This window comes from Variovorax sp. Sphag1AA (genome assembly GCF_014192575.1).
In the GTDB taxonomy this organism is placed as follows: Bacteria; Pseudomonadota; Gammaproteobacteria; order Burkholderiales; family Burkholderiaceae_C; genus Variovorax.
This window is the reverse complement of sequence record NZ_JACHYC010000001.1, coordinates 387111-396312: the sequence shown is the minus strand read 5'-3', so window position 1 is coordinate 396312 and position 9202 is coordinate 387111. Positions and strand designations below refer to the sequence as shown.

Here is a 9202-nt window from a genome sequence, read left to right as displayed (position 1 = left end):
CAAAGCCCCACAAGTCGCGGCGAACACTCACAGATGCTCTGCACCGCCCTTGCTATGCTCCGCGCCTTGCAGGGCCTCTTGGCCTCTCGACAAGCGCCCAAGCGACCCGCGCGTCGCCGCAGCGCCCCTTTACGCGGAACCCCGAACTCATGAGGACCACCCGGCTTCCGACGCTTTCGCTCGTTGCCTCTTTGCTGTTACTTTCGGCCTGCGCCGTCCCGCGTCCGCCTGAAAAGGTCGATGCGCCGACGCCGCCGACATGGAGCAATCCGCTCCCCGCTTCCACCGCCCCGCTGCCGCACGGCGGCTCGCTGCCGACGCTCGGGCAGTGGTGGGAGCAGTTGCATGACCCACTGTTGGTCGAGCTGATCTTTGCCTCCGAGTCGGTGAGCCCGACGGTGGCGAGCGCCGGTGCTCGCATCGCGGAAGCGCGGGCCACGCGCGTTTCGGCCGGCGCGGCGCTGATTCCGAATCTCAACGGCCAGTTGTCGGCCAGCCGCGGCAATTCGCCGACCACCGGATTCACCGGCACTTCGACTTCCGGAAGCGACGGCGTGAGCACCAGCCTGCCGATCCTCACGACCGGACAGGCCGCCCTGCAATCAAGCTGGGAAATCGATTTGTTCGGCGGTCTTCGCGCGAACCGCGACGCGAGCCAGGCGCGGCTCGCGGGTGCGGATGCCAAGTGGCACGACGCACGTGTGTCGGTCGCCGCCGAAACCGCCAACACCTATCTGGCAGAGCGTGCCTGTCGCCGGCAACTCGTGGTCTCGACATCAGACGCGAAATCGCGTGCCGAAACCGCGCGACTTACCGATCTGTCCATGCGAGCCGGCTTCACCGCACCGGCGGATGCGGCGCTCGCACGCGCCAGCGCCGCCGAGGCCTCTGGACGACTCACGCAACAGCGCGCGCAGTGCGCGGTGCTCGAACAGACGCTGGTGTCCCTCACCGGCATCGAAGCACCGGTGCTCAGGGCCAAGCTTGAAGCGGCGCCAATCGATGTCGCATTGCCAGCCGTGCAGGCGGTGCACAGCGTGCCGGCGGAAGCACTCGCGCAGCGGCCTGATGTGTACGCCGCCGAACTCAGCGTCGCCGCAGCAAGCGCCGATGCGGGTGCCGCGCTCGCACAGCGCTTTCCGAGGCTAACGCTGCAGGGCTCGATCGCCACGGTGCAGGTACGCACCGGGGGCTTCCGCGAGACGCTGGACACCTGGACCATCGGCCCGCTGGCGCTCAACGTGCCTATCTTCGACGGCGGCACGCTCGCTGCCAACGAAGCGGCGGCCAAGGTGCGTTACGACGAGGCAGTCTCTCAATACCGCGCGAGCGTGCGGCAGGCGGTGCGCGAGGTCGAAGAGGCACTGATCAATCTCCGCAGCACCGACGAGCGCGCCGAAGACGCCGACACCGCCGTGAACAACTACCAGGCCTCGTTCGACGCGACGCAGGCGCGCTTCAGCACCGGGCTCGCGAGCCTGTTCGATCTGGAGGACGCGCGGCGCACGCTGTTCGTCTCGCAGACCTCGCGCGTGTCGCTGCAGCGCGAGCGCGCCGAAGCCTGGGTGGCGCTCTATCGCGCCATGGGCGGCGGCTGGTCGCGGCCCGAATCGATTGCAACGACGGCCCCGGCGGCCGCTCCGTCATCACCATGAAAAGAATGAAGAAGCGCTCTACCCTCATCGTCATCGCTTTGGTCGTGCTGGTTCTTGCCGGCGCGGGCTTCTGGCTGTCGCGCGGCAAGTCATCGGGTGACATGAAGGAAGCGGCGTCGACCGCTCGCCCGACGCTGACCGTCACCGTCGCCAAGCCCGAGACCAACGAGCTCAACGTCACGCTGTCCGCCAACGGCAACGTCGCCGCCTGGCAGGAAGCCAGCATCGGCTCCGAGGCAAATGGACTGCGGCTCGCCGAGGTGCGCGTCAATGTCGGCGATGCGGTCAAGAAGGGCCAGGTGCTCGCAGTGTTCTCGGGCGAATCGGTGGATGCCGACGTGGCGCAGGCCAAGGCCTCGCTGGCCGAGGCGCGCGCCACCGCGGCCGACGCGGCGGGCACCGCCAACCGGGCGCGCACGCTGCAGGCGACGGGTGCGATGAGCCAGCAGCAGATCAACCAGTACACGACCGCCGAGCAGACCGCCAAGGCCCGGGTGGAAGCGGCTGAAGCGGTGCTCGCGGCGCAGCAGGTTCGCGGCCGCAATACCAAGGTGATGGCGCCGGACGATGGTGTCATCTCCTCGCGCACGGCGACAGTGGGCAGCGTGGTCTCGGCAGGCACCGAGCTCTTCCGCCTGATCCGCGGAGGGCGACTCGAATGGCGCGCGGAGATCATGTCCGGCGACCTCGGGCGCATCGTGGTCGGCACGCCCGCCGTGGTCGTGAGCGCGACCGGCGCGACGGTCAACGGCAAGGTGCGTAGCGTCGCCCCGACCGTGGATCCTCAGACGCGCGCGGCGCTGATCTATGTGGACATCCCTGACGTGCAGCAGAACACCGGCATCAAGGCCGGCATGTTCGCGCACGGCGATTTCATGCTCGGCCGCAGCCATGCGGTCACCGTGCCGCTGGCCTCGGTGGTGCCGCGCGATGGATTCAATCACCTGCTGCTGATGCAGGCCGACAGCCGCGTGTCGATGCTCCGTATCGAGACCGGCCGCCGCGTCGCTGATCGCGTGGAGATCACTACCCCGCTGCCGCCTGACGCCCGCGTGGTCGTGCAGGGTGCGGGCTTCCTCAACGATGGCGACTTGGTGCGCGTGGTTGATGCACTGCCCGCCAATCCCGTGAACGGAGCCGCCAAATGAACGTCTCCGCCTGGTCGATCCGAAATCCGATCCCGGCGGTGATGCTGTTCGTGCTGCTCACCTTCGCCGGACTGCTGTCCTTCAATGCGATGAAGGTGCAGAACTTCCCCGACATCGACCTGCCGACGGTCACCGTGTCGGCGGCACTGCCGGGCGCCTCGCCGTCGCAACTCGAAAACGATGTCGCGCGCAAGATCGAAAACTCGATCGCGACCGTGCAGGGCCTCAAGCACATCACGACCAAGGTGCAGGACGGCGCGGTCACGCTGATCGTCGAATTCCGGCTCGAAAAGCCGGTGCAGGAAGCAGTCGATGACGTGCGCTCCGCCGTGCAGCGTGTGCGCGCCGACCTGCCGGCGGATTTGCGCGATCCGGTCATCACCAAGCTGGACTTCGCGGCCCAGCCGGTGCTGGCGTTCACGATCTCGTCGTCGCGCATGGACGACCAGGAACTCTCATGGTTCGTCGACAACGACGTGACCCGCCGCCTGCTGGCGATCAGCGGGGTGGGTGCGGTCAACCGCGTGGGCGGCGTGACTCGGCAGGTGCATGTCGATCTCGACCCAGCCAAGCTGCAGGCACTGGGCGCGACCGCGGCCGACATTTCGCGCCAGTTGCGGCAACAGCAGATCGAAAGTGCCGGCGGCCGCACCGACGTGGGCGGCAGCGAGCAGCCGGTCCGCACGCTCGCCACGGTGCGATCGGCGGACGAAATCGCGGACATCCAGATTTCGCTGTCGGACGGCCGGCGCATCCGGCTCGATCAGGTCGCGCGCATCAGCGACACCATCGCCGAGCCCCGTGCCGCCGCATTCCTCGACGGCAAGCCGGTGGTCGGCTTCGAGGTCGCGCGCAGCCGCGGCGCGAGCGAGGTCGAAGTGGGCGATGCGGTGCAGAAGGCGCTGGCGCAAATGCGCGTCGAGCGCCCCGACATCCACTTGACCGAGGCCTTCAACTTCGTCGAGCCAGTGCGCGAGGAATACGAAGGCTCGCTGCACCTTCTGTATGAAGGCGCCATCCTGGCGGTGATCGTCGTGTGGCTCTTCCTGCGCGACTGGCGCGCGACCTTCGTGTCGGCGGTGGCGCTGCCGATGTCGGTGATCCCGGCGTTCGTGGGCATGTTCCTGCTGGGCTTCTCGATCAATGTGGTGACGCTGCTCGCGCTGTCGCTGGTGGTCGGCATCCTGGTGGACGACGCGATCGTCGAGGTCGAGAACATCGTGCGCCACTTGCGCATGGGCAAGACGCCGTACCAGGCCGCGATGGAAGCGGCCGACGAAATCGGCCTTGCGGTGATCGCCACGACCTTCACGCTGATCGCGGTGTTCCTGCCGACCGCATTCATGAGCGGCGTAGCCGGCAAATTCTTCAAGCAGTTCGGCTGGACCGCGTCGCTCGCAGTGTTCGCCTCGCTGGTGGTGGCGCGGATGCTCACGCCGATGATGGCGGCGTACATTCTCAAACCCATCGTCACCGCCGAGAAGGAGCCGCGCTGGCTCGCGGCGTACATGCGCATGGTGGGATGGAGCATGCAGCACCGCTTCAAGACGATGGTGCTCGCCACCCTCTTCTTCTTCGGTTCGGTGGCGATGATCCCCCTGCTCAAGACCGGCTTCATTCCGCCGGACGACAACTCGCAGACGCAGGTGTACATCTCGCTCGCGCCCGGTGCGACGCTTGCGCAGACCACCGCGATGGCGGACGAGACGCGCCGCCGCGTGATGGCGGTGGAGCATGTGCGCAGCGTCTACACCACTGTTGGCGGCGGCAGCGCGGGCGGCGATCCGTTCGCGAACTTCGGTACGCCCGAAACGCGCAAGGCAACGCTCACGATCCAGCTCGATCCGCGCGGCGACCGGCCGCGCAAGCAGGTGATCGAGCAAAAGATCCGCGCTGCGCTGGAAACGCTGCCCGGCGTGCGCAGCACCGTGGGCCTGGGCGGCTCGGGCGAGAAATACATCCTCGCGCTCTCCGGTGACGACCCGAATGCGTTGACCACTGCCGCGCGCGCGGTAGAACGCGACCTGCGCACCATTCCCGGCCTCGGCAACATCACCTCGACCGCGAGCCTGATCCGTCCCGAGATCGCTGTGCGGCCCGACTTCGCGCGCGCGGCCGATCTCGGCGTGACCAGCACGGCCATCGCCGACACGCTGCGCGTCGCCACGCTTGGCGACTACGACCAGAACCTTCCCAAGCTCAACCTCGCCCAGCGGCAGGTGCCGATCGTGGTCAAGCTGGAGGATTCGGCGCGGCAGGATCTCTCACTGCTCGAACGCCTCGCGGTGCCCGGAACACGTGGGCCGGTGATGCTGGGCCAGGTCGCAACACTGTCGATCGAAGGTGGCCCGGCGGTGATCGACCGCTACGACCGCTCGCGCAACGTCAACTTCGAGATCGAACTGTCCGGCGTCGGCCTGGGCGATGCGAAGGACGCGGCGATGAAGCTGCCCTCCATCCGCAGCCTCCCGCCCGGCGTGCGCGTGGCCGAAGTCGGCGATGCGGAAGTGATGACCGAGCTGTTCAATAGCTTCGGCCTCGCGATGCTGACCGGCGTTCTGTGCATCTACATCGTGCTGGTGCTGCTGTTCAAGGACTTCCTGCATCCGATCACGATCCTCTGTGCGCTGCCGCTCGCGCTCGGCGGTGCGTTCGTGGGCCTGCTGGTCGGGCAGAAAGCGCTGTCGATGCCTTCGCTGATCGGCCTGATCATGCTGATGGGCATCGCGACGAAGAACTCGATCCTGCTCGTTGAATACGCGATCGTCGCGCGCCGCGACCACGGCATGAGTCGCTTCGAAGCACTGCGTGACGCCTGCCACAAGCGGGCGCGGCCGATCATCATGACCACGCTCGCGATGGGCGCGGGCATGGCGCCGATCGCTTTCGGCTGGAGCGCCGCGGACTCCAGTTTCCGCTCGCCGATGGCAATGGCGGTGATCGGCGGGCTCATCACGTCCACCGTGCTCAGCCTGCTGGTGGTGCCGGCCGTGTTCACCTACGTCGACGACACCGAGCACTGGATTCGCAAGACAGTCAAGCGCATTCGTGGGGCGGTGCACCACGGCCACGATCACGAACCGCGAGATAGACTCGCGCCATCGTCGTCGATCGACAGAGGTACACCGTGATCAGCATCCTTCAGCGTGTGGCGGTTTCCGGAGCATTCCTGGGCATCTCGTTGGCTGCAGTTGCGCAGACTCCCGATCTTGCGGAGGCCCAGCGGATCCACGACGAGCAGGTCGCCAAGTGCAACGGCGGCAACCTGCCCCGCCCCCAGCGCGATGCCTGCATCCGCGATGCCGGCGCAGCGCTGGATCGCGCACGCGGAGGGCCACCGAGCAATGTGACGACGCGCTCAGGAGATCGCCGCTCCACCGTGGTCAAGCCCCAGGGTTCACCAGCGCCCAGCGGCACGAAGACAGTCCGTTCGGGCGATCGCCGCTCCACCGTCGTGACGCCGCAGGGCACGCCTGCACCCGCAGGCTCGAGGACCGTCACCTCGCCAGACGGCCGCTCCACCGTGGTGGTGCCGGCTCCGTCGCAGAACTGAGCTTCAGGGAAAGCCCCGCACCTCCGCCAGCATCGCGACGAGGCGCTGCACGTCGAGCACGACCAGCGCCTTTCCCTCCTTTTCCAGAATGCCCGCACGCTGAAGCGCGTTGAGTTCACGCGTGACCTGCTCGCGATTGGTACTGACGCGGCTCGCGAGCTCTGAATGGGTCGGCGCGGGATCCAGGCGCGTACGATTGCCATCGATGCCAGCCTCGCGCGCAAGGCGCAGAAGCTCCGCATGCACGCGGTTCTGAACGCCCATCGTGCTCAGGTCGATCACGCGCTCCGACAGTTGCCGGACAAGCGACGTGAGGCTGCGCATCACACGCTCAGCCACCATCGGTTCGTCGCGCAGCAGCTCGAGGAATGCGGCGCGATCCAGGCTCGCAACCACGCTCGCCTTGAGCGTCACCACATCGGCCGAGCGCGGTCTGCCGTCGATGGCGGCAATCTCGCCGAGGTGCTCGCCCTCGTTCAGATCGCGGAAGGTGATCTGCCGCCCGTTGGCCGAATAGGTGGTGACACGCAGTTGGCCGGAGACGAGGAAATAGACATCGCTCTTCTCCTCCGAGCGCAGCACTAGCGGCGCGCCGGCAGCAATGCTTTGCCACTGGCAGCGCTGGGCCAATTCGTCGAGCCGCTGCTGCGACAGCCCCTCCAGCAACGCGATGTGCTGCAGGGCGAGGCTCGAACGCTGGATCGTCATGCTCATGAGCAGTTAAGAAAACCTGTGCGTAATCGCACTGCGTAAAAGGCACGCAGAAACGACAGTAAGGCCCGTGATACAGCGATTTCCGCAGTCACACATCAAGGCCTCAAGGAGATTTCATCATGAATGCAAAGCTACTTCTCGGTATCTCCGCACTCACACTTGCCGGCGCCGTGTCCGCCCAGACCGTCCCGGCCGAACAATGGGTCGGTGCACCGATTCCCGCCGTCAGCCACTTCAGCCGCGCCGAAGTGTCGGCAGACCTTTCCGCGAACCGCGCGAACTTCGCGAGCGCACCGGCGGAATTCCGCGTCGGCCCTGCCGACCCGAAGACCGGCGCTGCAAGCCGCGCTGAAGTCACTGCCGACAACCGCCTGTGGATCCGCTCCGGCATGAGCCAGGTTGCAAACCGCGACAACTTCGATCCGAACAGCGCGGAATTCCGCCAACAGATGGCCGCCTATCAGCGCATGCGCAACGGTCCGGAATTCATGGCTGAAGTGCAGCGCGCCCAAAGCACCCGGATGTTCGGCATAGCCCGATTCGGCCACGAATCGTCGGGCGAATAAGCAAAACAGGCGTCGTCCCGGTGGGGCGACGCCTGTTTCGTGGAGCGGAGGAAATCAAGACATTGCCAGCTGCCGCTTTGCGCCCATGCGCTTGGCCAAGCGAGGAAGCACCAGCACGGCCACGATCACGACGATCAGCACGATCGACATGGGGCGCTGGAAGAACACCGCTGCACTGCCCTCACCAATCGACATCGCATTGCGCAACTGCGCTTCGGCGAGCGGTCCGAGGATCATGCCGACCACCACCGGCGCGGTCGGGAAATCGAAGCGGCGCATCACGACGCCCAGCACACCGATCGCATAGAGCAGCACGAGATCGAACGCGCTCTGCCGCATCCCGTAGGCGCCGACCGTCGCGAAGATCAGGATGCCCGCATAGAGTTGCGGCTTCGGGATCTTGAGCAGCTTGACCCACAGCCCGACCATCGGCAGGTTGAGCACCAGCAGCATCACGTTGCCGATGTAGAGCGAGGCGATCAGCGCCCACACCAGCGCGGCCGACGTGGTGAACAGTTGCGGGCCGGGCTGGATGCCGTAGTTCTGGAATGCGCCCAGCAGGATCGCGGTGGTGTTCGACGTCGGGATGCCGAGCGTGAGCAGCGGGATGAGCGCCGCAGTCACCGTCGCGTTGTTCGCCGCCTCGGGGCCGGCCACGCCTTCGATCGCGCCCTTGGTGCCGAATTCGGCGCGGGCGTCCGGATCCTTTGCCAGCTTCTTTTCGGCCGCATAGCTCAGGAAGGTCGGGATCTCGGTACCGCCGGCCGGGATGCAGCCGAAGGGCGTGCCGATGGCGGTGCCGCGCAGCCATGCCGGGATCGAGCGCTTCCAGTCCCGAGCCGTCATATGCACACGGCTGAGCTTGTTCTGCCCTTCGACGACACGGCCTTCATAGAGAACCGCGTAGAGCACTTCGGCGACCGCGAACAAGCCGACCGCGACCAGCACGATCTCGATGCCGTCGAGCAGTTCGGGGATGCCGCCCGTGTAGCGGCCCTGCCCCGAAATCTGGTCGAGGCCGATGCAGCCAGCCGCGAGGCCGATGAACAGCGCCGTCATGCCGCGCAGGGTGCTCTTGCCGAGCACCGCGCTCACGGTGGTGAAGGCCAGGAGCATCAGCAGGAAATACTCCGGCGGGCCGAGGCGGACTGCGAAGTCGGCCACGAACGGCGCGAACAACGTGACCACCACCGTGGCGATGGTGCCGGCCACGAACGACCCGATGGCCGCAGTCGCCAGCGCGGCGCCGGCCCGGCCGCTCTTGGCCATCTTGTTCCCCTCCATCGCGGTCACCATGCTGGCGGTTTCGCCGGGCGTGTTGAGCAGGATGGAAGTGGTCGAGCCGCCGTACATGGCGCCGTAGTAGATCCCCGAGAAGAAGATCATCGACGCGGTGACGTCGACCTTGCCGGTGATGGGCAGCAGCATCGCGACCGCAACCGCCGGGCCGATGCCGGGCAGCACGCCGACCGCCGTGCCGAGGGCGCAACCCACCAGGCACCAGAGAAGATTCGCCGGCGTGATCGCGAGCGCGAAGCCGTGCAAAAGAGCGTTGAAGATTTCCAT

7 protein-coding genes are annotated in these 9202 nt (G+C 66.7%); 5 read left to right on the top strand and 2 right to left on the bottom strand.

The window, feature by feature from the left end:
• The first annotated feature begins 149 nt into the window (after nucleotides 1-149).
• From FHW64_RS02025 to FHW64_RS02010, 4 genes are read left to right on the top strand one after another with little or no spacing between them, the layout of a single operon-like run.
• Entirely contained in the window at nucleotides 150-1655 is a 1506-nt protein-coding gene (locus FHW64_RS02025; RefSeq protein ID WP_184522596.1) for an efflux transporter outer membrane subunit, read from the top strand.
• Nucleotides 1652-2803, top strand: a complete 1152-nt coding sequence (locus FHW64_RS02020) for an efflux RND transporter periplasmic adaptor subunit (RefSeq protein ID WP_184522594.1) — start codon at nucleotides 1652-1654, stop codon at nucleotides 2801-2803. Before FHW64_RS02025 ends, FHW64_RS02020 begins: the two co-directional genes overlap by 4 nt.
• Nucleotides 2800-5934 (top strand): efflux RND transporter permease subunit, encoded by a 3135-nt coding sequence (locus FHW64_RS02015; protein ID WP_184522592.1) that lies wholly within the window; start codon nucleotides 2800-2802, stop codon nucleotides 5932-5934. The genes FHW64_RS02020 and FHW64_RS02015 overlap by 4 nt, the downstream gene beginning before the upstream one ends.
• A complete protein-coding gene (locus tag FHW64_RS02010) occupies nucleotides 5931-6356 on the top strand; it encodes a hypothetical protein (protein ID WP_184522590.1) in 426 nt (141 codons plus the stop codon). The genes FHW64_RS02015 and FHW64_RS02010 overlap by 4 nt, the downstream gene beginning before the upstream one ends.
• Before the next feature lie 3 nt (nucleotides 6357-6359).
• Here the strand turns inward: FHW64_RS02010 and FHW64_RS02005 are convergent, their stop codons facing one another.
• Nucleotides 6360-7070 carry a Crp/Fnr family transcriptional regulator gene (locus FHW64_RS02005; protein ID WP_184522589.1) on the bottom strand — a complete coding sequence of 237 codons (711 nt, stop codon included), beginning with the start codon at nucleotides 7068-7070 and terminating at the stop codon, nucleotides 6360-6362.
• A gap of 119 nt (nucleotides 7071-7189) precedes the next feature.
• Here FHW64_RS02005 and FHW64_RS02000 point away from each other — a divergent pair, with 119 nt between their 5' ends.
• Nucleotides 7190-7636 carry a hypothetical protein gene (locus FHW64_RS02000; protein ID WP_184522587.1) on the top strand — a complete coding sequence of 149 codons (447 nt, stop codon included), beginning with the start codon at nucleotides 7190-7192 and terminating at the stop codon, nucleotides 7634-7636.
• A gap of 54 nt (nucleotides 7637-7690) precedes the next feature.
• On the opposite strand, the gene FHW64_RS01995 is transcribed toward FHW64_RS02000, so the two are convergent.
• Complete coding sequence (locus FHW64_RS01995) at nucleotides 7691-9202, bottom strand: tripartite tricarboxylate transporter permease (protein WP_184522585.1); 1512 nt, start codon at nucleotides 9200-9202, stop codon at nucleotides 7691-7693.

Coding starts and splice junctions, on each gene's coding strand:
- FHW64_RS02020 (WP_184522594.1), top strand. CDS start 1,652: ATGAAAAGAATGAAGAAGCGCTCTACCCTCATCGTCATCGCTTTGGTC.
- FHW64_RS02000 (WP_184522587.1), top strand. CDS start 7,190: ATGAATGCAAAGCTACTTCTCGGTATCTCCGCACTCACACTTGCCGGC.
- FHW64_RS02015 (WP_184522592.1), top strand. CDS start 2,800: ATGAACGTCTCCGCCTGGTCGATCCGAAATCCGATCCCGGCGGTGATG.
- FHW64_RS01995 (WP_184522585.1), bottom strand. CDS start 9,202: ATGGAAATCTTCAACGCTCTTTTGCACGGCTTCGCGCTCGCGATCACG.
- FHW64_RS02005 (WP_184522589.1), bottom strand. CDS start 7,070: ATGAGCATGACGATCCAGCGTTCGAGCCTCGCCCTGCAGCACATCGCG.
- FHW64_RS02025 (WP_184522596.1), top strand. CDS start 150: ATGAGGACCACCCGGCTTCCGACGCTTTCGCTCGTTGCCTCTTTGCTG.